Consider the following 24,534-nt stretch of genomic DNA (forward strand, 5'->3'; position numbering starts at 1 on the left):
CAATTCTGGTAGTTTCTACAACAGCCTTTTCCGACGGTACTTAACCCACTCAACAGGGATTTTTATCTCTTGCGTGATGAGGATCCCAATTACTTAAAGAACTTATTTTGTGTCAGTAGCATGAAGTCCTTTGAAGCTGGGAAGGGCCGTCAATAGAATTATCTGGTGAGGGCTACCCATTCAAGTTTTGGTCAACACTGATCTTGTCCAATAGCCTCAGATGCACAATCTTTTCTGTAAGATTGTCAACAGTCTTGATGCCGAAGGAGATAACCCTTGGCCGAACGCGGCTATAAAACTCGTCTGGATCTGCATCGTTTGTGGGTGCCCTTGGCCTGTTTCGGGGATGGCCTTTGTATTTGGTTGGCCTTTGGGGCGGGCTACTGGCTGCGCAGCTTGCGTCCTCATCAGCTCTTGCCTTGGGATGTCTACGCGGCCTTGGGATTGTTGACCGCCCTCAGTTATTGGGGCATTCAGGCGGGCTTAGGCGGATACGGTGAGTCGAAGCGCTTGTCTCGCTTTGAAGAATGGGCCAGTTTGCTGGTGGGGTTGGGATTGACGTTTGGTTTGGTGCTGGCAGGGGCCTTTTTCGTTCGCTCGGTCTCTTTGTCGCGGCTGGTGGTGGGCTACGCCGGCTTGTTGGCTCTGCTGAGTTTGACTTTGGTACGGGTGGGGTTGCGGCTGGGCATGGGCTGGTTGTGCTCTAGGGGCTACGGTCGGCGGCAGGTCATCTGGGTGGGATCCTGGTCGGTGTTGGCGGAAGTGTTGGAGCGATTGCAGCGATCCCCGCAGTTGGGCTTCCAGGTAGTCGCCTGGGCAGGCGTAGAGCAAGGCTCTTTTGAGGAAGATCCCCCATCTCAAAATGGGGATCCCTGTCAAGATTCATATCCAGTACTAAACACCGCCCGCCCTACCTCTGGCGGGGTTGAGTCTGCCGACAGGACTCTGTCCGGCTCATCCCGAGGAACCCTCTCCTGCTTGTGCAGTCAGCTTGAGCCTTCCTGGTCGGCTCTTGAGCGTCTGGATCTGGTCCATTTGATCGCCTATCTGCAAGCCCACCCAGAAGTGCAGGAGGTGTGGTTTGGGCAACCGGAGCTGGCAACTGCTCCTCTGTTGCTCAGTTTGCAAACATTGTCGGTGCAGGTGCGCTTGGTGCCGGATATCTTAAGTTTTTTAACGGTAAACTTCAGCCTGCAGTCTCTCGACGGGATCCCGCTGCTAACTCTGCGTCAGCCCCCTTTGCGCTACGCCCACAACCGGTTCCTCAAGCGAGCTGTAGACATCCTAGGAGCTTCCCTGGGCCTGATCTTGCTTAGCCCTCTGTTTTTGATTATTGCCCTGCTGGTAGCCTGCAGCAGTCCTGGCCCCATTCTGTATTGGCAAGAGCGGGTGAGCTTGGACGGGCGTCGCTTTTGGATTGCCAAGTTCCGCACCATGCGAGTGGATGCTGAGGCAGCCGGCCAGCCGGGCTGGACGCGCCCCGGGGATCCGCGCCGAACCAAGATAGGAGCCTTTTTGCGCCGCACCAACCTGGACGAGCTGCCCCAACTGTGGAACGTCCTGAAAGGGGAAATGAGCCTAGTGGGCCCCCGCCCAGAGCGGCCCTACTTTGTCGAGCAGTTTAGCCAGGAGATCCCCAAGTATCCGGATCGGCATTTGGTAAAAAGTGGCCTCACCGGCTGGGCCCAGATCCACGGCCTGCGGGGAGATACCAGCATTGCCCGCCGCACCCAGTATGATCTCTACTATGTGCAAAACTGGTCGCTGTGGCTGGATCTGCGCATCCTGGCCATTACCCTCTGGCAAGGGATCCGCGGACGGCTGGCCGGATACTAGGGGTTAGCGTATGCCATTCTCCCCCCAAGAGCTGCTCTACGAGGGCAAGGCCAAGCGCATCTACCGCACTGCCGATCCCAGGGTTTATCTTTGCCAATACAAAGACGACGCCACGGCCTTCAACGCCCAAAAGCGGGGATCCATCGCCGGCAAGGGAGAGGTGAATTGCACCGTCTCCAGCCATGTGTTTGCCTACCTGGCGCAGCAAGGGATCCCCAACCATTTCTTGGCCCAAACCGGCCCCACCGAGATGCAGGTGCGAGCCTTGCACATCCTGCCTTTGGAAGTGGTGGTGCGCAACCGCACAGCGGGTAGCCTCTGCCGACGGCTGGGCCTGGAGCAGGGCCTTCCCATCGAGCCGCCGCTGGTGGAGTTCTATTACAAAAACGATGCCCTAGGGGATCCCCTGGTAACCCCCGACCACATCCGCCTATTGCAGTTGGCCACGCCGGAGCAGGTGGAGCGCTTGGGATCCCTGGCTTTGGCCATTAACTCTCATCTGCAGGCCTTTTGGCGGCGCTGTCAGCTGGAGCTGGTGGACTTTAAGCTGGAGTTTGGCCTGGACGAGAAGGGAGAGATCCTGCTAGCCGACGAGATTAGCCCCGATACCTGCCGTCTTTGGGATCGGGAGGGATCCGAGCCGCGAGTGCTGGACAAGGATCTCTTTCGCTTTGATCTGGGGGATCCGGTGGCTGGCTATCAAGAGGTGTTGCAGCGGGTGCTTCAGGCAGTGGGATCCCAATTCCTTCTCTGATACATTTACGCTGAACACTGCTGAACATCACTGTTCAACTATGCAGCAATAGCATTCTGTTTGTTTCCATTCGCGTTAGCGGGACGGAGTCCAAACAGAATGGCGGTATCCCGCAAAGCTTTGAGTAGAATACCCAAAGCGCAGTTTCCGTGTCGTCTTACTACCAATTTTCTGCTTTGCTTTGGCTACCATGTTGGCAGACTCGAAAGTAAACAGAAAGATCAACTGGTAGTAATCTGTACTGAACATATTATACATTATTTTCAGTATAGTTGAGCTTATTATTGACTAGAGTCATGCTCCTAGAGGGAGAGGAGCCAGGGGTGAGGGACTATAATCGCCTCAGCGATCCCACTCCTTTAACGCCCGAGCCTCCTTTCGCTTGTCGGGATCCCGCCATGACCTCTCCCCGCCCCCCCTACCCCGGCGAGCGTTTCCGCCGCCAACTGGCCAACCTGCTGAACACCTGGGTGGAGCAGGGGTTGATCGAACCTGAGCAGCGGGATCGGCTGTGGGAGTACTACCAACTGGATAGCTTGCCCCGAGCGGCCGGCAGCCGTTTTGTCTTGGTGCTGCTGCTGTTTGGCGCAGTTCTGGTGGGCCTAGGGGTGATCTCCTTTGTGGCGGCCAACTGGGCTGCCATTCCCCGCTGGGCAAGAGCCTGGGGGTGCTTGGCCCTCATGGTAGGGCTGCAGGTGGCTGGCTTCCAGGTTTGGCAGCAGGGATCCCGACGGCTGGGCAGCGCCCTGCTGATAGCCGGTGAACTGACCCTGGGAGCCTGTATTGGCCTGATGGCGCAGTGGGTTCAGCTTGGCGGATCCGCGGCAGGCCTGTTTTGGGCCTGGGGGATGGGCGGTTTGGCCATGGCCTACGGCTTGCGTCACAGCCCCAGTGGTGTACTGGCCTGCCTTCTGCTGGGCTTGGGGATGGTAGCCGACTTCGTGGATTGGGGGACTGTCAACTTCCTGATACATTTACGCTGAACACTGCTGAACATCACTGTTCAACTATGCAGCGATAGCATTCTGTTTGTTTCCAACCAGAATGGCGGTATCCCGCAAAGCTTTGAGTAGAATACCCAAAGCGCAGTTTCCGTGTCGTCTTACTACCAATTTTCTGCTTTGCTTTGGCTACCATGTTGGCAGACTCGAAAGTAAACAGAAAGATCAACTGGTAGTAATCCGTACTGAGCATATTATACATTATTTTCAGTATAGTTGAGCTTATTATTGACTAGAGTCATCCTCTATCCTTGGTTGACCCTGGGCCTGCTGGTTCCTCTGGCCTATTGGTGTTGCTCTCGCTGGGTTTTTGCCCTGGCCGTGGTGAACTTTGGCCTGGCGTTGCAAGGGTTAGCCGAGCGTTTGGGCAGCTCTTTCCAAGGTTTAACCCTTTTGCATCTGCTTGGTGTTGCAGTTGTGTGGGGGTTGGGTCTGTGGCACCAACGCCATAAGCCTTGGCTAAGCCGGGTTTTAACTGAAGGAAGGGATCCAGAGCTTCCCGGCGAGCTGGAGCAAGGCTTGGATTTGGCCCCGACAGCCCAGAACTTGGCTCTGCTGGGGCTGGGTGTCCTGCTCTATGTCTGGAGCTTTGTCGGGACGTGGGTCGATCTTTCCGAGGATCCCCTCTGGAACGTTGGGGATCCCTGGGCGAGCTTGTCGGCAGTGGGGTTGCTGCTGCTGGCGGGCTGGGGCTGGTGGCAGGGTTGGCAGGAGAAGGGATCCCAGCCCGTTTCGTCTTGGCTGAAGGATGCTGCTGTTCTGATTTCTCTGGTTGCCTTGGCGCTTTTGCTGGGGATCGGCAGCGCTGTGCCTTTGAACGTGACGGCAGGAGCAGCCTTGGTCCTCTTTGCCCCCTGGATAGTGACCTTGCTGTTGCTGGGGCTGTCAGCAGTGCTCTGCTGGGAAGGGCTACAGCAAGGGCGGCGGGGGCGCTTCTGGCAGGGACTGTTGGGGCTAACCCTGGTGGTGCTGACCCGCTTTTTCGAGTACCCAACCGGCCTGTTGGCCAAGTCGGCGGTGTTGGTGGCCTGTGGGATCGGGGTAATCTGGCTGGGGCTGAAATTTGAGCGGCGGATTTTCTCCCGTCTCTAATTCTTGCCCTTCTAGGAAGCCAAGCCCCGCTACATGATCAAGCAAAGGAAAAAGCTGGAATTGAGCTGGAATTCACAAGAATTTACAAAGTTTAAGGAACCTGCTTGTATTCCCCAATGTCTTTGCTAGTAAATTCTCAGCTTTGGCTTGAGCTGAGAAGGAAGTGGGCATCTCTATCAAGATTTGGAGAATACAAATGAAAGTAGGACTGCGTTTGGGCATTTTAGCCTTGCTACTTACGCCCCTTTGGGAGAGTGGTTTTCTTTCGGGTGTTGCCTTGGCTGAAGATCATCTTTTAGTGGCTCAGGCCCCGGAGCCAGCTAGGCAGCCTATGCCTTCTGTGCCTAGATCGATACCCTCCCTAGTTCCCATAGCTCCGGCAGAATCCTCAGAAACTGTAGATGAGCTATTCCGCCAGGTTCCTTTCCCCCCTTCGCAAAGACCTCTGCCTGGCCTTCCGTGCTCGAGACCCATGGTGTTGCGCTCAGTAACCCTCAGCGCTCCTCCGCCAAACCCTGCTTCCCCCCTGCAATCGGAGCTTCACCCCAACATTTGGACAACTCTCCAGGGCCCTTTCGGGACAGTCAACTGGGGAGAGCGCCAAGCCAATAAACTCTTTGCTCATACCTTCCAATGGAGCCCCCCTTGTAGAATAGGCTGCCGGATGGGAGGCACCCTTACGTTTACCTATCGCAATAACTTGCAGGCAACAAGTAACACAGCTCCTAATGCCGGGAACGACAGGTACTACCTATTCAACGGCGGGACTTCAACTCAAGCGGGGTTTTTGTATACTTTCTCAAGTCCGCCTACCCCAATTCCGCCTGGCCAAACCTTCACCAAAACTCTAACCCTCTCGCCGGCAGAGATTGCCAACAACCGAGTGACCTTAGTAGTTCAAGATGATACGGCGGTTTTGGAAGCTAAGCTAGAGCTTAGATACTGCTGCTGCGAATGCGAATTTCCCATTTGAAGTTGAGTGAAATTTGCCTTAGGGGGGACTTCCGTGCCCCCCTTTTCTTCAACTCCCCCTGGCTGCAGACCTCAAAGCTTACTCAGAAAGGATGGAAAAGCCTAACGGCGGGCCTGGGCAAAAATGGCTTGCAAAATCTCGTCGGCCCCCTGCCGTTTTAGCTTTTCTGCAAGAGCCATCCCCACTGCCTCGGGATCGGCGGTGGATCCCGTCTGAGTATCGCGGATGAGCCGCCGGCCATCCAGGTCGGCCACCATACCGGTTAGGTGCAGCGCCTCCCCTTGGACTTGGCTGTGAACGCCAATGGGCACTTGACACCCTCCTTCCAAAGCCCGCAGGAAAGCTCGCTCTGCCAAGCAGCGGGCTGTGGCCTCCGCATCGGCCAAGGGTCGGATAAGCTCCAGAATCCGCTCATCTCCCTGCCGACACTCGATTCCCAGGGATCCCTGCCCAACCGCGTACAGAGACACGCTGGGATCCAACACCTCGTGGATCCGGTCGGCTTTGCCCAGGCGCTTCAACCCGGCCACTGCCAAAATCAGGCCATCGTACTCTCCCCTCTCCAGCTTAGCCAGGCGGGTGTTGAGGTTGCCCCGCACATCCTTAAAGTGCAAGTGGGGAAAGGCATGGCGCAGTTGGGCCAGTCGCCGCAGCGATGAAGTGCCGATCACCGTCCCCTCTGGCAGGGTGGCCAGTCGGTAATCCCGGAACTTTTCCCCCACCACCAAAGCATCCAGGGGATCCTCCCGCCGCGTGATCGCCCCCAACACCAAGCCCTCCGGCAGGCGGGTGGGTAAGTCTTTAAGGCTGTGTACCGCCAAGTCGCTGCTGCCGTTGAGCAGGCTAACTTCCAATTCCTTGGTAAAAAGACCTTTGTCCCCAATTTTGGCCAGTGCCACATCCAGGATGATGTCTCCCTGGGTGGAGAGAGTGTTGAGCTCCAGAGGTAATCCCGGATGGTGTTCTTGCAACTGACCCATCACCCACTGGGTCTGCACCAAAGCCAACTCGCTTTTTCGAGAGGCAATCCGCACCGGCTTGGTGATCCCAGCAGAGGGCTTGGAAGGGGTCGAGGCCCGTTCGCTCATGGCTGCCGCAAAAAAGAACACTGTCTCTCACGCTAGCCGAATCTGTGCCAGGGCAAGGCGGCGGCCTTTAAGATCCTTAACCAAAATTGCAGTTTCCCGAAATCAAGACTTTACCGCAGGGATCCCAGCCGGTAGGATAAGTAGATGGATTCTCCGGCTCGGCGGGGGAGGATCCGGTCTGTCAAGCTCCTCTTCCCCAACCCCAGAGCTTTTGAGGGGAGCTTTCTACAATGGGCACAAGCCCCTGGTTTGGTTGGTCGTCTGCCTGGATGAGTCTTATGGAAGAAAACAACGTCAGCAACGGCACTCAATTACTGCTCAAACGCAACATTCCCGTTAAGGTGGTGGTCACACCCCTTTGGAAAAAGGAAATGCAGGAGCAATTGGAGCGGCAGATCGAAGCCACCGATGCTCAGATGCAACAGCTGGAGTTTCAGGGCAAGCGGGCTATTGCCGAACTGGAGAAACAGAGCCCCAACCCCAACAGCCCCCAAGTGCTCCAACAGGTGGAAGCGGTGAAAAGCCGCGTGAACGAGCAGAAAATCCGCCTCTTGGATCAGAAAAACCAATTGTTGCAGCAGATCAACCAACTGAGCACCCTGGAGCTTAACCAAGAAGTGCTGCAGGGCAATGTGGAGAGCTTCTTCCGAGTCCAAAAAGGAGACAACCTGATCCAGAAAATGCAGGTCGAGATCCTTCTGGAAGATGGGGTGATCAAAGAGATTCGCGGTAACCCCTAGGCCGCTCACCCCCTTGCCGGAGAAGCGGCAGTCGGGATCCCCAATTTTTCTCGCCTGTAGGTTCTCGAGAACTCCGTTTCGCCAACACAATGGGTGACAATAGGTAACAACCTCTTAACAGCCTTTGGGTTAACGCTCGCACAGGCTGGCGAGGTTGGGTAACATTGCCGCCCGGGGGAGGATTCCCATGTCTGAGTTCGTCTGGTCAGAGCCGGAGCCTCTTGAGGATCTTTATCTTCCCGATTGGCTGCTCACCTCGGCCCAACGCCGCCGTCTCAAGGCTCTGCTGGTCCTGGCCATGGTGTGGGGGTTGGTCAGCCTGATGCATGTGGTGCCGACAGCTCGTTGGATCACCGTTGGTTTGGCCACGTTCATGGTGATCCACATTAGCCGCTTATTTCGCCTGCAACCGGCGACCTCCCTGCCCCCTCTGAGACTTCCTCCTGCCGCTGCGACCCGCCGGGATCCCAGGTCAACAGATAACAGCGATGACCCTAACAACAATGACTCTGTCCTGCCAATGCAACGGGATGGGCAGAGCGGGCTTTCTGAGTTGGGCGGGCTGGCCTTGCCCCGTGTGGCTGTGTTGATCCCGGCCAAGAACGAGAGCGCAGTGCTCCCACGGCTGTTGCACAGCTTGACCCAGCTCCGTTACCCCACCAGCCATCTGGAGCTGTGGGCCATCGACGACAACAGCAGCGATGCCACCCCTGACGTTCTGCGGGAAGCCCAAAAGCGGATCCCCCATCTGCGGGTTTACCGGCGGCAGCCAGGACGAGGGGGGGGTAAGTCCGGTGCCCTCAACGAGGTACTGCCCCTCACCCAAGGGGAGATCATCCTGGTCTGCGATGCCGATGCTGTGGTGCCCTCGGATTTTCTTGCCCGCACTCTGCCCTTGTTTGTTCAAGTGAGCAGCCTGCGCAGCCGTTTCAGCAGACGGACGGTAGGCGCTGTCCAGGTGCGCAAGGCCCTGAGCAACCCCAACGTCAACTTCTGGACTTTGGGGCAGGTGGCGGAAATGGCCTCCGACGCTTATTTTCAGCAGCAGCGCGTGGCCGTGAGGGGCATTGGCGAGCTACGCGGCAATGGCCAACTGGTGCGGCGAGATGTCTTGGAAAAGTGCGGCGGCTGGAACGAGGCCACCCTCACCGACGACTTGGATCTCACCTTTAAGCTGCACCTGGCGGGCGTAGATATCGCCTTTCTGCCAGAGCCGGCCATCGTCGAAGAAGGGGTCACCTCTTGGAAAAGCCTCTGGCACCAGCGCTGCCGCTGGGCAGAAGGGGGCTACCAGCGCTATCTCGACTACTGGCCAGGGATCCTCGGTCGCCGGATGGGGATGGCCAAAACAGTAGATCTCTGGGCCTTCTTTATTTCTCAGTACTTGCTGCCGATGGCCTTGGTTCCCGATACCCTCTGGGTGCTGTTGACGGGCCACTCCTCGGTGCTGCTCCCCTTGAACGCTCTGGTGATGGGCTGCTTGACGGTGGCCTTTTACCGGGGGCTACGCCAAGTGGAAGGTCTGCGCGGACGGCGACTTTGGTGGCACACTGCCCTGGGCTTGGTCTACATGCTCCACTGGCTGCCGGTTATGATCGCCACAACTGCTCGCATGTGTGTACAGCCCAAGCGCCTAAGGTGGGTGAAAACTGTTCATCACGGCGCTTGAGGTCAGCAAGTTGGATCCAATCCTGCTATCCTAGTCAAGCACCTGCTCACGCCCTGCTCGACCATGGCCCGCCTCTACTACGACACCGACGCCAACCTGGAGCCTTTGGCCGATAAAACCGTTGCCATCATCGGCTATGGCAGCCAAGGCCACGCCCACGCCCTCAATTTGCGCGATAGCGGTGTCCAGGTCATCGTTGGCCTTTACCCTGGCAGCCCTTCCTGGCCCAAAGCCGAGCAAGACGGCTTAATGGTCAAAACGGTGGCGGATGCTGCCGCTGCCGCCGATTGGGTAATGGTTTTGCTGCCCGATGAAGTGCAAAAGGCCGTTTTCCAGGGCGAAATCCGTCCCCACCTGCAGCCGGGGAACGTGCTCCTCTTTGCCCACGGCTTCAACATTCACTTCGGGCAGATCCAGCCGCCGGCAGACGTGGATGTCATCATGGTTGCCCCCAAAGGCCCTGGGCACTTGGTGCGGCGCACCTACCAAGCGGGGGAAGGGGTGCCCTGCCTGTTTGCCGTCTATCAAGATGCCTCGGGAATGGCACGGGAGCGGGCCATGGCCTATGCCAAAGCCATCGGTGGCACGCGGGCCGGCATTTTGGAAACCACCTTCCGGGAAGAGACCGAAACCGACCTCTTTGGCGAGCAGGTGGTGCTCTGCGGTGGGCTGACGGCTCTGATCAAAGCGGGGTTTGAAACCTTGGTGGAAGCGGGCTACCAGCCGGAACTGGCCTACTTCGAGTGCCTGCACGAGGTGAAGCTGATCGTGGATCTCATTGTCGAGGGGGGCTTGGAGAAAATGCGCCACAGCATCTCCAACACGGCAGAATACGGCGACTACACCCGTGGCCCCCGCATCATCACGGAGCAAACCCGCGCTGAAATGAAACGGATCCTCGCCGAGATTCAAAGCGGCCAATTTGCCCGTGAATTTGTCTTGGAAAATCAGGCCGGCAAGCCAGGGCTTACTGCGATGCGGCGCCGCGAGGCCGAACACCCCATTGAACAGGTGGGCAGGGAGCTGCGGGCCATGTTTAGCTGGCTAAAGAAATAGGTCGGATATCTGGAGCTGAGGGTAGACCATCTCTGTGCTGGATCTGAAGCTGCTGCGGGATCGCCCTGAACAGGTACGCCAAGCCCTGCAAAACCGCCGGGCCACAGTCGATCTGGATGGGATCCTGCAGTTGGATCGGGAGCGGCGGCAGTTGGAGACCCGCAAGGGATCCCTGCAGGCCGAAAGCAACAGCCTCGGCAAAAAAGTCGGCGAGATCATCCGCCAGGGGGCGGATCCCCAAGGCCCCGAAGTGGCGGCCCTGCGGCAGCGGGGGGTGGATCTCAAGGCCGAGATTGCCCAACTGGAGCAGCAGGAACGGGAGCTGGAAGAGGAGATTCGTGCTCGGCTGCTTACCCTGCCCAATTTGCCCCTGCCCAGCGTGCCGGTTGGCCGAGATGAGACCGACAATGTAGAGGTGCGCCGCTGGGGTGAGGAGCTAAAGCCGGCCCATCCTGTCCTTCCCCATGACGAGATTGCTGAAAAACTGGGGTTGCTGGAGATTGGCCGTGCGGTCAAAGTGGCCCAAAGCCGCTTTGTGGCTATGGTAGGGGCGGGCGCGGCCCTGGAACGGGCTTTGATTGCCATGATGCTGGAGCGCCACGTTGCAGCCGGCTACACCGAGGTGATCCCACCCTTTTTGGTCAACAGCGCCGCTTTGCAGGGGACGGGGCAGTTGCCCAAGTTTGCCGAAGACAGCTTTCGCTGTGCTGACGACGACCTGTGGCTGATCCCGACGGCGGAAGTTCCCCTTACCAATCTGTACCGGGATGAGGTAATCCCTGCGGAGTCCCTCCCTCTTTACTTCTGTGCTTACACCCCTTGTTTTCGCCGTGAGGCGGGCAGCTATGGCCGCGACACCAAGGGGCTGATCCGGTTGCACCAGTTTCAAAAAGTGGAGCTGGTCAAGGTCACTCGCCCAGATCAATCGGAAGCCGAACACGAGAAGCTGGTGCAGGATGCCGAGGCCATCTTACAGATGCTGGAGCTGCCCTACCGGGTGGTGGAGCTGTGTAGCGGCGATTTGGGCTTTGCGGCAGCCCGCTGCTTTGACTTGGAGGTGTGGTTCCCCTCCCAAAATCAATACCGCGAGATCTCCAGTTGCTCCAACTGCTGGGACTTTCAGGCCCGCCGTGCTAACCTGCGCTACAAAGAAGCCGGCCAGAAAGGCACCCAGTTTGTCCACACCCTGAACGGATCTGGCTTGGCGGTGGGGCGCTCTCTGGCTGCCCTGCTGGAAAATCACCAACAGCCGGATGGCTCGATTCGCATTCCCAAGGCGCTGCGTCCCTTTCTCAGCTCCCGGTTTCTCTCGGAAGACGGGATCCTCATTCCTGCTGCCTGAGCTCAAACTCAACCCAGTTTGATTGAGATGCTCCTGCCCAGATAGGCGGGTGTTCCCATCTTTTCTCCGACGACGGAGACGGAGAATTGCAAGCTGTCTCACGGCAGTTTTTTGAAACCTCTGAAATGAACAACCTTGACCTGCCCCCGGCTCTAAAGGGCGAGGATCCCTGACGCCTCAGGGAGACGTCTCACATACAGGTAGTCTTCAAATCCATTTTCCTATTGGGCTATCCTTTCGCTTGGGATTTGCCCTTGAGGCGATCCAACTCAGCTTGCAATTCGGCGATCTTCTGGCGCAGACGGGCCGCTTCCGAAAGTTCGATGGCCGTGCCTGCCTCGCCCTCGGTATCGCTAATGTCATCAATGGTGATCTTGCGGGGGCCGGCAGTTTGTCTGTATTCCCCCTTGCGGTTGGCGTTGGCGGCGATGGCATCCATGTAAGCCCGCGCCTCTTCAGCGGTCATCGCCCCCCGCTCCACCAGCTCGTCCACCAAAGCTTGCGCCTGCTTGCGCAACTCCATCAGACGGATACCCGCTTTGCTGGCCACCTTGGCAGCATTATCCGCCGCCACAGCCGCCAAACCCATGCCGAAGTAAAAGGCTTTTTGAGCCCAGTTGGCGAGGGGATTGTCTGTTTCGGACATAGTGTAATGCGCTGCTAGGGCAAGGAGGAGAGAACCCAGCAGAGAGAAGTAGGGCTGCAAAGAGCGACCCGGGTTGACGCGCCTGCTCTGAGCATCCCGTGGTGCTGCTATCTTCCGATCCTGACACGGTTTGGGCGTCGGAGCTGCACGGACCCAGGTCTTCCAGTAGCCTAGCATTTTTCCCCTCTGCCCTGCTCAGCTTTCTTGGGCAACAGATGGGTTTCTCAGGGGGCTAGGGAGTTTCAGGCGGCTCCAGATAAACAGGGATCCGCTCTACGGCTGTATCGCTGCGCTGCACCTCCTGTTCCTGAACTTGAGGAAGGGTTACCGGCAGGGTAACCGGTTGAGCAACAAAACAACTGGCCACGGGCAGCGCTTGCTCCAGTTCGTCCAGAGGGCGGGGGATCACTGCCACCGCGTGCAATTCCCCAATGCGCTCTGCTTCGTACATGCCGGCATCGATGGCAATGGCCACGTTGGCCACTGTACCGCGGATAATGGCCGTACATAGGCCATCCCCAATGGTCTCGTAGGCCGCCAGTTGGACATCCGCGGTTTTGAGCATGACATCGGCAGCTCCCACCATTGCCGGGAAGCCGCGAGTTTCCAGCAGGCCCACGGCCAAGTTACTGAGGCGGCTGTAGCCGCGGTTTTGTGCCAGTTGAGACAGCTTGCTGCTGATCGGCAGTACCACTTCCAAGTTGGGCAGGGGGCGCGGGATCACCAAACTGGAGATCTCCTCTTGGTCAAACTGGCGGGCCAGCTCAATGCCCTCCTCAATGGCAATGCGCACATCGGCAATTCCCCCCCGCACAATGGCTGTGCAGTAGCCCCCCGAGGTTTTCTCAAAGCCGATCAGCGTCACGCCTGCCGACTTGGTCATAGCGTCGGCAATGCGCACGATGACCGGAAAGCTGCGCGTCTGAATCAGGCCCAGGGAGGTTGACATCGGCATCCTAACTACTCACGCCAGTTTAGCCATTAGAGCCGGCTATCCCCAGAGGAGAGCACCTGTCGATGGGGATAAATCTTGCTCAAGAGGCGATCCAATTCCCAATGGCCAGGGATCCCATTGAGCTTATGGGTTTTGGTCTCTGGGGAGTCGGATTTTTCTTGGTGCCAACGGCGGGTTTGCTTTTCAACATTGGCCACCGGAGAACTGGGTGGGGGAGACGGCTCAGGCGACATCTCTGGAGCCATTTCCACTGCCGCCGGCGAGGGCTCTGCCGGGATGGGCTTGCTGCCGCCCGCCTCCTGGAGATCGAAACCATAGGTGGGATCCCCGAGCAGCGAGCCGGGGGGAATGACTGCTTGGCTGAGCACCGAACAATTCAGCACTGTGGTTTCTGAGCCGATGCAGGCGTTTTTGCCGATGGTGCCCTGCCCGAGCACCAGCACCCCCATTCCCAAGGTTGCTCCCGCCTCCACGATGAGGGATCCCCCACAGGCGTGCAGAACGGATCCCATGCCGATACACGCGCCGCGCCCGATGTGAATTCGACAGCCGGGGTTGGCCCGCAGCAGCACCCCTGCCCCAATCCCCGCCCCGGCTTCCACCTGTACCTCACCACTGACAAAATAGCGAGTTTCGTCGTTCTGGCCAGGCAAGGCGCGGAGCGTCATGGAGTTGGGCAAAGTAGAGGCCAACAAAGTGCTCCTCATCGCTGGGGGGTTGGGCTTGAACCAACAGAGGTCAAAAAAAGCTGGGATCCCTCAAGGGGTTTGGATGATCTGCTCCAGCACTCGCCGTTTGGCCTTGGGATCGATCCCCAGCAGGCGGACGTATTCGCCGCGATGTTCCTCCAGACAGGCTTCCAGAGCTGCCACCACTTGGGGCACTTGGGTGGCCTCGATGGGGCTACAGCTTTGCCAAGAAGAGGTGCGAAAACGGCGCTTGTCCGCATGTTCGGTGCCGATGCGGTAGCCTTGGCTGAGCAACTGCTGCACCTGAGCCACCACCTCGGCATTGAGGCGGGTGCCAGAAGGGGATCCCTTGGGGGCAGAAGCAGGAGCCGCGGCAGCAGCAGCAGATTTTCCGCCAGGGGTTTGGATGATGCGCTCATAGACCCGCCGTTTGCCTTTGGGATCGATCCCCAGCAGGCGCACATATTCTCCCTGGTGCTCCGCCAGGGCAGCCGTCAGCTTAGCCAACACCTCTGGCCCGCGGGTGGCGCGAATGGCCGGCCCACTCTGCCAGGAAGAGGTTTTGAAGCGGCGCTCGTCGGCATATTCGTAGCCGATGCGATAGCCCTGAGCCAGCAGCCGATGCACCTCCTCCTGCACCTCCAGATCCAGGCCGGCACTGCCCCCTGCCGCAGGAGCCGTATCTGCCACCACGCCGGTTCCTGCAGGACTGCTGCTCACCTGGCCTTGCGGGGTTTGAATGACCTTCTCCAGCACCCGCCGTTTGCCTTTGGGATCGATCCCCAACAGGCGCACATATTCTCCCTGGTGCTCTGCTAGGGCAGCCTGAACAGCGGCCAGGATCTCCTGCGGCTGACCGCTCAAATTGCCCAAGGTCTGCCAAGAAGAGGTGCGGTAGCGGCGGGCATCGGCCACCTCCAGGCCAACGCGATACCCCTGCGCCAACAGCGTTCGGATTTCTTCCTCTAGCCCTGAGCCAGACTGAGGGCCGGATGTGCCAGAACTCGGGGCAGCGGCTGCCGAGACGCGGCTGGGCATCCCAGAGACCAGCGCCGGCCCATCGGGGGTTTGGATGATTTGCTCCAGCACCCGCCGTTTAGCCTTGGGATCGATCCCCAGCAGGCGCACATATTCCCCTTGGTGTTCTGCCAGGATGGCCCCCAATGACTGCACCACCTCCGCCTCGTGGGTGCTGGTGATTGGGCTTTCGCTTTGCCAGGAAGAGGTTTTGAAGCGGCGAGCATCGGCATACTCTAGCCCCACGCGATAGCCTTGGGCCAACAGGGCACGAATTTGCTCCACCACCTCCGGCTTGAGAGGGGATCCGCCGCCGTTCCGGCCATTGCCGCGATGGGAAGAATGAGTCATGGGTGCCGTCTCCGTAGCCGTTGAGTTAGAGGTGCGCTGCAGTTCGTTGCGGATGGGAGCGATACAGACGAGGTTTTCGCTGCACTGGTAGCCCTCTCGCAGGGCTTGGTTGATGCCGATCACGTGTTGGGCAAACTTGGCATCGCTATCCTGGACGTCGGGCAGCCGGTCGGCCTCGGCCTGGGTGGTGATGATGGATCCAGAAGGCACGTACTTGCCTGGGGGGATCTCCACATCCTGGATCAGGCAATGCAACATGATGATGCAGCCATCCCCAACCCGAGCGTTGAACACCGTCGAGCGGAAGCCAATAAAGCAGTCGTTGCCCACGTAGGCCGGCCCGTGGATCAGAGCCATGTGGGCAATGGAAGTGTTTCTGCCAATCCAAACGGAGTAGGGTTGGCCGTCTTCTCCTATCACCCGCCCCTGTTCCAGGCCGTGGATGACCACCCCATCCTGAATGTTGGATCTGGCGCCAATGTGGAAGGGGGATCCCTCGTCAGCGCGAATGGAAGTTCCCGGGGCGATCAGCACCTCCGCTTCCACCCGCACATCCCCAATGAGGTTGGAGAAAGAATGCACGTAGGCTGTGGGATCGATCTTGGGCTCCGCCAGTCGGCGAGACCAGGGCGTTGGCGGTGCAGCATAGGTGTGAGCAGGCATAACCGTGAGCCTCTAGAACGCAGTAGGGCGGACAAGGGCAGCAAGAGAGATGAGAAGGGAAGGGATCCCAGCTAGCGTTGATCGCGCTTGTTGTAGAGAGAGCGACCGCCAACGCTGACCGTATCGATGATCGCCATCACCACCGCATCCAGCGGGCGAGTCTGGTTTCCTTGCGGCTGGCGAGCGGCACTGCCTTGGCTAACCAGCACCCACTCGTCAATGCCGGCCCCCACCGGATCGGCAGCCACAGCGTAATCGGGTTGCGGCTGGCCCTCGAGATCGACATACTGCACCAACAAAAACTTCACGCCCGTCAAGCTGGGATCCTTTTGAGTGCTGGTGACGGTGCCCCGCACAATGGCAATACGCATCAGGGACGGGTGAAGGGACGGATGGCATTTACCCCTTCGCGGAACTGAGCCACATCCTCGGTGTAGCGAATGGGCAACACGTACTCCAGGTTCTCGTGGGGACGGGCGATAATGTGCCAAGACAACAACTGGCCGCCGTTCACCCGCTTCACCGAGTCAATGCCGGCAGCCACCGAGGCTTGCACCTCCGAGACATCCCCCCGCACGATCACGGTGACCCGACCGCTGCTGATTTTCTCGTAACCCACCAGGGTAACGCGGGCTGCCTTGACCATGGCGTCGGCAGCTTCTACCACTGCCGGGAAGCCCAGGGTTTCGATCATTCCAACTGCAATAGCCATAGGTACTCCTTACGCTGAAAGTGAAAGTGGGGTGCGAACTTTCTGGGGTGCGAACTTTACTGAAGTGGGGACTAGGTGCGGAACTGCTCTACCGCCTCGGTATAGCGGATGGGCAACACAAACTCCAGGTTCTCGTGGGGACGGGCAATGATGTGGTGGGAGAGAATCTCACCCCCGCTCACCCGCTTGGCAGACTCCAAACCGGCGGCTACCGAAGCTTGCACCTCCGAGACATCCCCCCGCACGATCACCGTGACCCGACCGCTGCCGATTTTTTCGTAACCCACCAGGGTAACGCGGGCCGCCTTGACCATGGCATCGGCAGCTTCCACCACTGCCGGGAACCCGCGGGTCTCGATCATTCCAACTGCAATAGGCATATCAACTCTCCACTTCTGAACACTCAGTTCCTGAACGTTGTCGAACCCAGCAACAAGGCAAATTGATCTCGCTTATTGGGTTCGCTCATGCAATCTCCTTTCGATTTCATCAGAGAGATCCTCTGCCCAAATCTCGATTGACAGCTTTTCCCGGCGACACCTACCCCAGCCACCAGAGACCCCCCTCTGAGGGGAGAAGGCTCTGAGCCACAGACCTCCGACTGAAGTCAGAACAGGTTGTAGGAGCCATCAGGGTTAACCGCAACTGTCACTCAGGCGGGCAAAGCTGCCAACTCTGAGCTAAGTCCACATCTTTCTTGTACAAAATCGATCATACAAAATCGATTAGGACGACTCAGAGAAGGGATCCCCGACTTAACAAAATGATATCCCCACTCAATCCTGGACGAAAATCAATATTTTTAATTAGCACGATAGCTTTTTATTAAGAGAGGCAAAAATGTTGTCAGCTTAAAAATAATTCTTGATATCTTTTCAACTTTTGTCGTTATCGGCGCAGTGAGGGGGGCACTTCCAGGCCGTGGGCTTCCATGAGGTCGGCTTGGCCCATCAGGTGGGCCGGGGATCCCTGGGCCCAGATCCGCCCTTGATCCAACAGGATGACCTGATCGCACACCTCCAAGATCAGCTCCAGATCGTGGGAAGCCAGCAGAAAAGTGTGGGCGGCCTGTTGCAAAAAAACTATCAACCGGCGCCGGGCTCGCAAATCGAGGTTGGCCGTCGGCTCATCGTAGAGCACCAACTGGGGTTTCATCGCCAGGATCCCGGCAATGGCGACCATGCGCTTTTCCCCACCGGAGAGGTGATGGGGGGGACGATCGGCCAAATGGAGGGTGCCGGTCATCTGCAGGGCGGCCTGAACGGCAGCCGCAATCTCCGCCTCAGGACGGGCCAAATTGCGCAGTCCGAAGGCCACATCTTCGGCCACCGATGGGGCAAACAGTTGGTCGTTGGGATCCTGAAACACCAACCCCACCTCAGGGCGAAACTGGCCGGGCCGCAGCGGCTGGCCAAACAAACTCACCTGGCCGGAGCAGGGGGGCAACAGGCCGCAGAGGGTGAGGAACAGGGTAGTTTTGCCCGCGCCATTGGGGCCGATCACCCCCAGATGTTGCCCAACCTCGACCCGTAGATCCAGCCCTTGCAGCACCGGCGGATGACCGGGATAAGCTGTCCACAATTGGTTCACCTCCACCGCCGGCACCGGGTTCATAGCAAAGCTAGGGCATCCGCACGTCTTTCCAGCGCTCCTGGGTGGCCGTGGGGGTAAGTTGCAAGGTGGGCACACTGGGGCTGGTCAGGTCAATCTGGACGATGTCGTCGGGCGTACACTCGCAGTAGCGGCGCAGATCCCGCATTTGGTTGAGGGTCTGAATTTGCAAGGGCAAGCGGTCGGAAATTGGCCCCAGGTAGACGTTGCCCAGCTCAGTATGCAGGGTAATTCCCGCTCCAGATTGCCAATCCACTGCCCTGATCTGAATTTCAGACTGCTGTAAAGCCCTGAGCAACAGCGCCCATTGCTCTGGGGTGTGGTTCTCCCAGCCCAGCAGCTCCAGCTCAGGCCAAGACGCGGGGGAACGGTAGGGATCCGGAGACAGCCAGTTGCCTTGGACATCCACCCAGCCCAGTTGGTTGCCCCATCGCGCGCGCGCCACAGGTTGCCGTTCCCGCACCTGGACGATGACACCCACCGGCAGCAGCCGCCGCTGCACCTGGACGCTTTCGATGGGAGAGGGGCGGGTCGGGGATCCCAGCAAAGCCCTTTCCAAAACAGCCGGTTGCACCTGCCAAATGTTGAGGGGATACTGCAGGGGCAATTGTGCCCGTATCCAGGCGGGATCGACCCAGTGGGCACCCTTTACCTGAATCTGTTCTGGCTGACGAATTTGCCAGTGGGGCTGCCGTAGGCCCAGCACCAGCAGCGCCAAGAGGGTCATCGAACCGGTCAGGCGCCAGGATCCCTGCCAGAATCGGCTGCGCCGTTGCCGACGCAAAAGCTGCCTACGCTGCAGGATTTGTTCACGGTTGGGAGCAGCCAGGAGTGCCATGGATCCCCCTTCACCCCATCACGGGGTATGCAGATGGGGAACATTCCGTGCTTCTACTCAACCCGCCATCTCCTGAACCTGATCCGCCCGCAGCCAAACCGTAGGGGTGGGAACAGCCCCAAACTTAATCTGCAGGTAGTCACCTTTGATATCCACGACTTCTCCGGGGGTCTCGAAAACGTAGTTGGGAATAAAAGGATCGCTTGCCTGCGCTTCTAAGCTACCCTCCAGTTTCTCGCGGATGGCCCGCACCAGGGTGCCTCGCTTAATCGCCATTGCTCCTCCTCAAGTTCAGTCGCGGATTAGTCGGCTCGATAGCAGTTGTATCACGCCTGCCGCTGCCGTGAAGAAGAAAGCTGGGATCCAGCCTCTGGCTCGGCTCTGACAGGGATCAACCTGAGTTTGGCTTATTTGCGTTTTAGGCTGCGGGCCATATTGCGGAAGGTATCCATGTCCGATCCCCCTTGACGGCGTGGGCTTGCTCCGCTGCTGCTTGAAGCGGAGGATCCCTGCTCAGCAGCAGTTTCAGGAGTTTTGGCTTGCTCTGTGGACAACTTAACTTTGCTGAGGGAAGAGACCTGCTCCACCACCTCCACCTTCTCCTTGCTGCCAAAATCTTGGAAGGTGTGCTTCACGATCCTGGGGGTGCGCATATACTCGATGTTGCCAAGGGTTTTGGCTTCATCTGGGTCGAGAAAAAAAGTATTGTCGTTTTTCGCTTTCTTTGGGGTTGGCTTAGCAACAGTTTCCGGTGAGGACGTGGCCGCAGCTTGACCACGCCAGCCGAACAAGCGCTTGAAGATGCCTACCATGGTCGTTTTGCCTGCAATGGGAAGGAAGTTGAGCCGGATCCCTAGGCACTGATATTGGCCACCCGCCCTTGGCAAGGTGAGGGCCAGGCCCGGTCATGAAATAATGTTAAGCCAACTGAGAGCGCCGTGCCCCCTTGGCAGAAGGTTTTCTGGGCCAAGTGCTTGTGGCTGCTCTGACCAGTTTGAGTTCCCCTGCTCTCCGGCCTGCTGGGCGACTGTCCTCACCCCTTTTCCCAAAACGAGAGAGCTGACCTGGGAGGATTAGACCGCCTTACGGAAGCCATCATCCAGGGGATCGTTCAGAACTAGCTCTGTAGACTCCGCACGCAGTTTAATATGACCTGCAGGTTTTTCAGCCCTAAGGCTTTGGACGAACGGGATCCCTGCCCCACAGAAGCTGCATTGCGCATTGCTAAATACAATCACTTTAAGCACACTTTAAGCAGGAAGGAGACTTTTCCGTTGTGTTGCTTCCTAGCTCCTCTCTCCCTATGGGAGAGGGGTTGGGGGTGGTTGCGGAAGCGGCGCAGAGCGTTTGGACGGCACTGCGTAGCAATTAGTAAAGTGTCTTAATCTAACTTGAAATGACTATGTGATGATGTAGTGAATAGAGTTGTCTCAATCCAGCCAGACTAAAATCGTCGGCTTATGCCCAGCTCCTCTCTTCTAGAGAGACCTCAGGTGTGCTGTTCCAGCCAGCAGTGACTATACGGACATACAACGAAATAAGAAGCCCAAAAATCACTCTAGCCCCAGGCAAGCACAAACCATAGTAGCAGCTGTGCCCCTAGAGCGGCCTGCCAAGAAAACCTTGCTACCGAGCTTGTGAGGTGTAGTGCACTTCAACCCTGAGGGGAGCGCCCAGGTTCAAGGCAGTGCCAATACACCGGGCCAAGATTTGAATGTTAAGCCGCTGATCCGTCGATTCTAAACTTGTTGCAAGCCGACTCTTGCTTGGACCAGCTACGGGTGAACGCTGTACGCTCATCTTAACAGACTCCCTATTTTGGTGAGGGCTGAACAACCAACTGACTTTCAGGTGATGTTATTGAGGAATCTCAAAGGAATACCGACCAGCAGCATCCAAGAACCTGCTCTTTGAGATTAGGATGATTTGCCCTTCTTGTGCATCGACAACCCTACGGATTTGTTAGGCAAGACACTCTTGGACTTTAAGGGATCCCACGGAAAAAGAATCTCTACTTTGCGAAACTTTGCGAAGCACTTTTGGGTAGAGATGAGGACGACCCGGAAAACTGGCTCTCGGTTCCCTGCGCACGCTCGCCAACTGCCAAGATGCTCTACCCCAAGTGGCCGGGGATCCAGCCGCATCGGATTGCCTGGCAACAGGGTTGCCGTAGGTTTCTGGAAGAGCTGTGCTGTTTGGCGGGTTCGGTCTGCCGCGGCTCCCTGTAAAGGATGGATGTTGCCGCCCCGCAGTTGGGCATTGCTCTATTCTGGGATGAGCCCTCTTATAATGAGCATTAGGAATTCAACTGTCCCTGCTGCCCATCCGCCTGGCTGGGTGCTCTTCGTAACCTGGAAAGGGGCAACCGAGCCGCAAAGTCTGGGATAACTGCTGTTACGTTTTGAGAGGAATCCATGTCTCTAGTTTTCAACCTGGTGAAGCGTTTGCAGCTCATCCTGCTCAGCCTTGTGGTTGGGGGGGTAGCTGTGGCGCTCTTGTCCAACCCTGCTGCTGCCGAAACCTACATCGTCAAAATGGGATCCGACAAAGCCCAGTTGGTCTACGATCCGCCTTCTCTCACCATCAATCAAGGGGATACCGTCCAGTGGGTGAACAACAAGGTCTACCCCCACAATGTTGTCTTCGACAAGGTGCCCGGTGGAGATGCGGCTCTGGCCGCCAAGCTCTCCCACAAGGCACTGCTCACTGCTCCTAAGCAGGTGGTGGAGTCGGCTTTTGTTGATGTTCCTCCAGGTGAGTACACCTACTACTGCACGCCCCACCGCGGGGCCGGAATGGTCGGCAAGATCATCGTGAACGGCTAAATCCACACCCCAAGTGCTGAACTTCTAGGGATCCCACTTTTGGTTTTGCCTTGCTGGACGGGGATCCCTGGCTTTAGCATAAAAGTTAGCCCTCTCAGGAGTGGGAGGGCTTTTTAGCGAATGAATACGCATTCGACCGGCTTGCCCTGTACTGCGCAAGTGTAGTTCTCAAACGGGTTCTCTATGACCACCAGCGTTAAAGGTTACCTGCTCTTGGCCGTTTCCTGCCTCAGCGCCATTGCTGCTGTTGGCTCAATTTTCGAGTTGGCTTCTGGCGAGCCGGATTTTGGCGTCGGCCCCACCAGCATCATCTTGGTTGTCGCTGCTCCATTGGCTGTTTGGCTGTTTCAGGCTGCGGTTGGAGCGGCACGGGCCGGCAATACGGCCGGAAAGGGGAGCAAAAAGAAAAAGTGAGAAGATGGTGAGAACCCTAGGCAAATGGATATGGAGTCAGCGGGTTTGCTTCAAAGAGACTTCTGACTCCCTCTCGATTTCAGTCAGTTGGTGAAACTCCGGCAAGAGCTCCCGTTTCTGCACGGCTCCGAGCGCCGATTCCAAGCCGGCGGTAGCTAGGGTACAACTGGAGCCAGAACCATTCAGTACGGTCTCGGTAACCTGTCCGTTTTTGTCGATCCGATATTCCACCTTGATGTATTCAGGCATCGGCACTCCGCTTGTTACCGAACAACAACGGGTTCTTCCCCATTCTAGTTCTTGCTTCCTTTTCCTGGGCTAGATCTGGCTGGGCTCTATGGCTTCTGCTCGTCCCCCCTTCCAGGCTGTCAAAAGGGATCCCGGAATCCGGCGAGACCTCGGCTTGGGCGTGGGGGCATTGGTGTGTGTGGTGCTGATCGGCACCCTCTGGTACCACGGGGTGGAGCAGTGGCCTTGGGTGGAAGCTTTTTACATGACCGTTATCACCCTAACCACCGTGGGCTTCATGGAGGTGGGGCCGCTGGGGGAGCGGGGGCGTTTATTTACGGTGGCCTTGATCCTGATGGGGGTCTTGAGCATCGGCTTCATGGTAAATCGCTTTACAGAGGCCCTCATCCAGGGACATTTTCAGGAAGGGATCCGGCAACGGAAATGGAAGAAACAGATGGAAGCGCTGAACAACCACTACATCATTTGCGGTTTCGGGCGCATTGGCCGGCAGGTGGCTCAAGAGTTTCGAGCAGAAGGGGTGCCATTTTTGGTGATCGATCAGTCTGCCGAGGCCATTCAGGTGGCTCAAGAGCTGGGATATGTGGCTCTCCAGGGGGATAGTACTCTAGATGCCACTTTGCTCGAAGCGCGGGTGCAACAGGCGGAGGGGCTGATTGCCGCCCTATCTTCCGATGCCGAGAACCTCTACGTGGTCTTGTCGGCCCGCACCCTGAACCCCCGCATTCGCACCATTGCCCGCGCCAATACGGAGGAGGCTTTGCAAAAACTGCAGCGAGCGGGCGTTGCCCATGCCATTTCTCCTTTCATCACGGGCGGAAAACGCATGGCGGCGGCTGCCTTACGCCCCCGGGTTGTGGACTTTGTGGATGGCATCCTTGTCGGTCGGGATCGCACTTTCTACCTGGAGGAGTACGAGCTGGCAGCCCAGGAATGTCCTTATGTCGGGCAAACCCTACGGAAAGCCGATTTGCGCAACCGATCCGGAGCTTTGGTGGTGGCGATTCGACGGGCGGATGGCCAGTTGATCGGTGGCCCCAGCGGAGAAACCCTGTTGCAGCCGGGGGATCTGCTGCTGTGTATGGGCACTGCAGAGCAGTTGCGCCGGCTTGGACAGTTGCTCTATCCACGCCCGTAGCAGCCCGTTCTCCACCTGGGTAGCCTGGCTCAAATCCGCCTCAGAATACTGGGGCCATGAGAGTCGGTGCCACAGGTTTTCAAAAGTCCGTAGGTCTCGGCCAGCTCTTCGGCTTTCTCCGTCACTTCCGGGCTAGGGATCCAAATCTCCGGGTTTTTGTAGGCGTAGTAGACCTCAAGGCCATCTATTCCCAACTCCGCTGCTGCTGGGACAATTTCCTCTGCAGGCAGGCAATAGCGAAAGGGATGGGCCAACACCGCCAAGCCTCCTGCCGCTTGAATGGCCTGGATCGCGTCGGCGGCGGGCAAGCCGGGAACCTGCTCCCCTTGGGCAAAGGGATCCAGGACACCATCGGTGGGATCGAAGCCGTAGCCGAGAATATGCACTTCACAGCCCAACAGGTTGGCTGTGATCTCGATCCCCGGCCACAGGATGGGGTCGTCGGGACGATCCAGGTGGGCGCGGGCTCGCTCGTAGCCCTTCAAGGTGTGGTGATCGGTGATGGCCAGTCCCTTCAGACCGTGCCGGCGTGCTTGCTCCGCCAGATCCACGGGATCCATCTGCCCATCCGAACAACGAGTGTGTAGGTGAAAGTTGTACTGCAAGGGACAAGAACGAGGGCCAACCCCCTGTAGCACCTGCCGCAACTCCCCAGCAGAAGGCACCACGCAGGGATCCCGTTCCAAGCTGACAACCATAGCCACCCTTGGGTTCTGAAGTTTTATTAAGCATGTCCCCCCATTGTAGCCAGGGGCAAGGGTCAGTGCTATGGGTCAAAGACTAGGTCGTGTTGATCTTATGTTAGGATAGAGAGAATAATTTATAGAGGAAAGAGGATGAAGTTGGTTTTTTTAGATGAAAACAAATGGCAGAAG

Annotated in this window: 25 protein-coding genes and 1 other RNA gene; 11 read left to right on the forward strand and 15 right to left on the reverse strand. The window is 57.8% G+C overall.

Features of this window, described 5'->3' with window-relative positions; all coding sequences use genetic code 11:
* The first annotated feature begins 276 nt into the window (after nt 1-276).
* From ACVW0C_RS10030 to ACVW0C_RS10045, 4 genes are all read left to right on the forward strand, one after another.
* On the forward strand, nt 277-1,836 hold the full coding sequence (locus ACVW0C_RS10030; RefSeq protein ID WP_457385234.1) for a sugar transferase: 1,560 nt from the start codon (nt 277-279) through the stop codon (nt 1,834-1,836).
* 10 nt (nt 1,837-1,846) lie between these two features.
* On the forward strand, nt 1,847-2,590 hold the full coding sequence (purC, locus tag ACVW0C_RS10035) for a phosphoribosylaminoimidazolesuccinocarboxamide synthase (RefSeq protein ID WP_457385236.1): 744 nt from the start codon (nt 1,847-1,849) through the stop codon (nt 2,588-2,590).
* A gap of 323 nt (nt 2,591-2,913) precedes the next feature.
* Nucleotides 2,914-3,573, forward strand: a complete 660-nt coding sequence (locus ACVW0C_RS10040) for a DUF2157 domain-containing protein (protein ID WP_457385238.1) — start codon at nt 2,914-2,916, stop codon at nt 3,571-3,573.
* A 246-nt stretch (nt 3,574-3,819) separates the two neighbouring features.
* Complete coding sequence (locus tag ACVW0C_RS10045) at nt 3,820-4,683, forward strand: hypothetical protein (RefSeq protein ID WP_457385239.1); 864 nt, start codon at nt 3,820-3,822, stop codon at nt 4,681-4,683.
* Nucleotides 4,684-5,757: 1,074 nt separating this feature from the next.
* On the opposite strand, the gene hemC is transcribed toward ACVW0C_RS10045, so the two are convergent.
* Nucleotides 5,758-6,744, reverse strand: a complete 987-nt coding sequence (gene hemC / locus ACVW0C_RS10050; RefSeq protein WP_414350959.1) for a hydroxymethylbilane synthase — start codon at nt 6,742-6,744, stop codon at nt 5,758-5,760.
* 278 nt (nt 6,745-7,022) lie between these two features.
* Between hemC and ACVW0C_RS10055 the strand changes: the two genes are divergently transcribed.
* The 4 genes from ACVW0C_RS10055 (at nt 7,023) to serS (ending at nt 11,551) form a co-directional block, all read left to right on the forward strand.
* On the forward strand, nt 7,023-7,484 hold the full coding sequence (locus tag ACVW0C_RS10055; RefSeq protein WP_011433386.1) for a YlqD family protein: 462 nt from the start codon (nt 7,023-7,025) through the stop codon (nt 7,482-7,484).
* A gap of 187 nt (nt 7,485-7,671) precedes the next feature.
* Nucleotides 7,672-9,153 carry a glycosyltransferase gene (locus ACVW0C_RS10060; RefSeq protein ID WP_457385241.1) on the forward strand — a complete coding sequence of 494 codons (1,482 nt, stop codon included), beginning with the start codon at nt 7,672-7,674 and terminating at the stop codon, nt 9,151-9,153.
* 63 nt (nt 9,154-9,216) lie between these two features.
* Nucleotides 9,217-10,209 (forward strand): ketol-acid reductoisomerase, encoded by a 993-nt coding sequence (gene ilvC / locus ACVW0C_RS10065; RefSeq protein WP_414329205.1) that lies wholly within the window; start codon nt 9,217-9,219, stop codon nt 10,207-10,209.
* A 34-nt stretch (nt 10,210-10,243) separates the two neighbouring features.
* A complete protein-coding gene (gene serS / locus ACVW0C_RS10070; protein ID WP_457385243.1) occupies nt 10,244-11,551 on the forward strand; it encodes a serine--tRNA ligase in 1,308 nt (435 codons plus the stop codon).
* A 229-nt stretch (nt 11,552-11,780) separates the two neighbouring features.
* On the opposite strand, the gene ACVW0C_RS10075 is transcribed toward serS, so the two are convergent.
* The 12 genes from ACVW0C_RS10075 to ACVW0C_RS10130 form a co-directional block, all read right to left on the reverse strand.
* Nucleotides 11,781-12,197 carry a hypothetical protein gene (locus ACVW0C_RS10075; RefSeq protein ID WP_457385244.1) on the reverse strand — a complete coding sequence of 139 codons (417 nt, stop codon included), beginning with the start codon at nt 12,195-12,197 and terminating at the stop codon, nt 11,781-11,783.
* Between the two features lie 62 nt (nt 12,198-12,259).
* Nucleotides 12,260-12,357: signal recognition particle sRNA small type (ffs, locus tag ACVW0C_RS10080), an RNA gene on the reverse strand.
* A 72-nt stretch (nt 12,358-12,429) separates the two neighbouring features.
* Nucleotides 12,430-13,146 (reverse strand): carbon dioxide-concentrating mechanism protein CcmK, encoded by a 717-nt coding sequence (locus ACVW0C_RS10085; RefSeq protein WP_457385246.1) that lies wholly within the window; start codon nt 13,144-13,146, stop codon nt 12,430-12,432.
* Nucleotides 13,147-13,178: 32 nt separating this feature from the next.
* On the reverse strand, nt 13,179-13,844 hold the full coding sequence (locus ACVW0C_RS10090; protein ID WP_457385248.1) for a hypothetical protein: 666 nt from the start codon (nt 13,842-13,844) through the stop codon (nt 13,179-13,181).
* A gap of 66 nt (nt 13,845-13,910) precedes the next feature.
* A complete protein-coding gene (locus tag ACVW0C_RS10095; RefSeq protein ID WP_457385249.1) occupies nt 13,911-15,872 on the reverse strand; it encodes a ribulose bisphosphate carboxylase small subunit in 1,962 nt (653 codons plus the stop codon).
* A 71-nt stretch (nt 15,873-15,943) separates the two neighbouring features.
* Nucleotides 15,944-16,243: a EutN/CcmL family microcompartment protein gene (locus ACVW0C_RS10100; RefSeq protein WP_011433394.1), complete on the reverse strand. Its 300-nt coding sequence runs from the start codon at nt 16,241-16,243 to the stop codon at nt 15,944-15,946.
* Nucleotides 16,243-16,584 carry a carbon dioxide-concentrating mechanism protein CcmK gene (locus ACVW0C_RS10105; RefSeq protein ID WP_011433395.1) on the reverse strand — a complete coding sequence of 114 codons (342 nt, stop codon included), beginning with the start codon at nt 16,582-16,584 and terminating at the stop codon, nt 16,243-16,245. Before ACVW0C_RS10105 ends, ACVW0C_RS10100 begins: the two co-directional genes overlap by 1 nt.
* 71 nt (nt 16,585-16,655) lie before the next feature.
* Nucleotides 16,656-16,964, reverse strand: a complete 309-nt coding sequence (locus ACVW0C_RS10110) for a carbon dioxide-concentrating mechanism protein CcmK (protein WP_011430450.1) — start codon at nt 16,962-16,964, stop codon at nt 16,656-16,658.
* Between the two features lie 508 nt (nt 16,965-17,472).
* Complete coding sequence (locus ACVW0C_RS10115) at nt 17,473-18,198, reverse strand: energy-coupling factor ABC transporter ATP-binding protein (protein WP_457385251.1); 726 nt, start codon at nt 18,196-18,198, stop codon at nt 17,473-17,475.
* Nucleotides 18,199-18,205: 7 nt separating this feature from the next.
* A complete protein-coding gene (locus ACVW0C_RS10120; RefSeq protein ID WP_414522134.1) occupies nt 18,206-19,033 on the reverse strand; it encodes a cell division protein FtsQ/DivIB in 828 nt (275 codons plus the stop codon).
* A 57-nt stretch (nt 19,034-19,090) separates the two neighbouring features.
* Entirely contained in the window at nt 19,091-19,309 is a 219-nt protein-coding gene (gene ndhO / locus ACVW0C_RS10125) for an NAD(P)H-quinone oxidoreductase subunit O (protein WP_011433398.1), read from the reverse strand.
* 131 nt (nt 19,310-19,440) lie between these two features.
* Complete coding sequence (locus tag ACVW0C_RS10130) at nt 19,441-19,845, reverse strand: hypothetical protein (RefSeq protein ID WP_457385253.1); 405 nt, start codon at nt 19,843-19,845, stop codon at nt 19,441-19,443.
* Nucleotides 19,846-21,447: 1,602 nt separating this feature from the next.
* On the opposite strand from ACVW0C_RS10130, the gene petE reads away from it, so the two are divergent.
* A complete protein-coding gene (gene petE / locus ACVW0C_RS10135) occupies nt 21,448-21,858 on the forward strand; it encodes a plastocyanin (RefSeq protein ID WP_414373743.1) in 411 nt (136 codons plus the stop codon).
* Between the two features lie 183 nt (nt 21,859-22,041).
* Entirely contained in the window at nt 22,042-22,272 is a 231-nt protein-coding gene (locus tag ACVW0C_RS10140) for a hypothetical protein (protein WP_011433402.1), read from the forward strand.
* A 36-nt stretch (nt 22,273-22,308) separates the two neighbouring features.
* Here ACVW0C_RS10140 and ACVW0C_RS10145 read toward each other — a convergent pair whose 3' ends face one another.
* The gene (locus ACVW0C_RS10145) at nt 22,309-22,521 is read right to left on the reverse strand and encodes a DUF2997 domain-containing protein (protein ID WP_414344087.1); all 213 of its coding nucleotides are present in this window, start codon (nt 22,519-22,521) and stop codon (nt 22,309-22,311) included.
* Nucleotides 22,522-22,609: 88 nt separating this feature from the next.
* Between ACVW0C_RS10145 and ACVW0C_RS10150 the strand changes: the two genes are divergently transcribed.
* Nucleotides 22,610-23,659: a potassium channel family protein gene (locus tag ACVW0C_RS10150; RefSeq protein WP_457385255.1), complete on the forward strand. Its 1,050-nt coding sequence runs from the start codon at nt 22,610-22,612 to the stop codon at nt 23,657-23,659.
* 29 nt (nt 23,660-23,688) lie between these two features.
* Here ACVW0C_RS10150 and ACVW0C_RS10155 read toward each other — a convergent pair whose 3' ends face one another.
* On the reverse strand, nt 23,689-24,357 hold the full coding sequence (locus ACVW0C_RS10155) for a PHP domain-containing protein (RefSeq protein WP_011433405.1): 669 nt from the start codon (nt 24,355-24,357) through the stop codon (nt 23,689-23,691).
* Nucleotides 24,358-24,534 lie beyond the last annotated feature (177 nt).

The sequence above is a fragment of the Thermostichus sp. OS-CIW-26 genome (assembly GCF_054058395.1).

Coding starts and splice junctions, on each gene's coding strand:
- purC (WP_457385236.1), top strand. CDS start 1,847: ATGCCATTCTCCCCCCAAGAGCTGCTCTACGAGGGCAAGGCCAAGCGC.
- hemC (WP_414350959.1), bottom strand. CDS start 6,744: ATGAGCGAACGGGCCTCGACCCCTTCCAAGCCCTCTGCTGGGATCACC.
- ACVW0C_RS10055 (WP_011433386.1), top strand. CDS start 7,023: ATGGAAGAAAACAACGTCAGCAACGGCACTCAATTACTGCTCAAACGC.
- ACVW0C_RS10060 (WP_457385241.1), top strand. CDS start 7,672: ATGTCTGAGTTCGTCTGGTCAGAGCCGGAGCCTCTTGAGGATCTTTAT.
- ilvC (WP_414329205.1), top strand. CDS start 9,217: ATGGCCCGCCTCTACTACGACACCGACGCCAACCTGGAGCCTTTGGCC.
- ACVW0C_RS10075 (WP_457385244.1), bottom strand. CDS start 12,197: ATGTCCGAAACAGACAATCCCCTCGCCAACTGGGCTCAAAAAGCCTTT.
- ACVW0C_RS10085 (WP_457385246.1), bottom strand. CDS start 13,146: ATGTCAACCTCCCTGGGCCTGATTCAGACGCGCAGCTTTCCGGTCATC.
- ACVW0C_RS10095 (WP_457385249.1), bottom strand. CDS start 15,872: ATGCCTGCTCACACCTATGCTGCACCGCCAACGCCCTGGTCTCGCCGA.
- ACVW0C_RS10100 (WP_011433394.1), bottom strand. CDS start 16,243: ATGCGTATTGCCATTGTGCGGGGCACCGTCACCAGCACTCAAAAGGAT.
- ACVW0C_RS10105 (WP_011433395.1), bottom strand. CDS start 16,584: ATGGCTATTGCAGTTGGAATGATCGAAACCCTGGGCTTCCCGGCAGTG.
- ACVW0C_RS10110 (WP_011430450.1), bottom strand. CDS start 16,964: ATGCCTATTGCAGTTGGAATGATCGAGACCCGCGGGTTCCCGGCAGTG.
- ACVW0C_RS10115 (WP_457385251.1), bottom strand. CDS start 18,198: ATGAACCCGGTGCCGGCGGTGGAGGTGAACCAATTGTGGACAGCTTAT.
- ACVW0C_RS10120 (WP_414522134.1), bottom strand. CDS start 19,033: ATGGCACTCCTGGCTGCTCCCAACCGTGAACAAATCCTGCAGCGTAGG.
- ndhO (WP_011433398.1), bottom strand. CDS start 19,309: ATGGCGATTAAGCGAGGCACCCTGGTGCGGGCCATCCGCGAGAAACTG.
- ACVW0C_RS10130 (WP_457385253.1), bottom strand. CDS start 19,845: ATGGTAGGCATCTTCAAGCGCTTGTTCGGCTGGCGTGGTCAAGCTGCG.
- petE (WP_414373743.1), top strand. CDS start 21,448: ATGTCTCTAGTTTTCAACCTGGTGAAGCGTTTGCAGCTCATCCTGCTC.
- ACVW0C_RS10140 (WP_011433402.1), top strand. CDS start 22,042: ATGACCACCAGCGTTAAAGGTTACCTGCTCTTGGCCGTTTCCTGCCTC.
- ACVW0C_RS10145 (WP_414344087.1), bottom strand. CDS start 22,521: ATGCCTGAATACATCAAGGTGGAATATCGGATCGACAAAAACGGACAG.
- ACVW0C_RS10150 (WP_457385255.1), top strand. CDS start 22,610: ATGGCTTCTGCTCGTCCCCCCTTCCAGGCTGTCAAAAGGGATCCCGGA.
- ACVW0C_RS10155 (WP_011433405.1), bottom strand. CDS start 24,357: ATGGTTGTCAGCTTGGAACGGGATCCCTGCGTGGTGCCTTCTGCTGGG.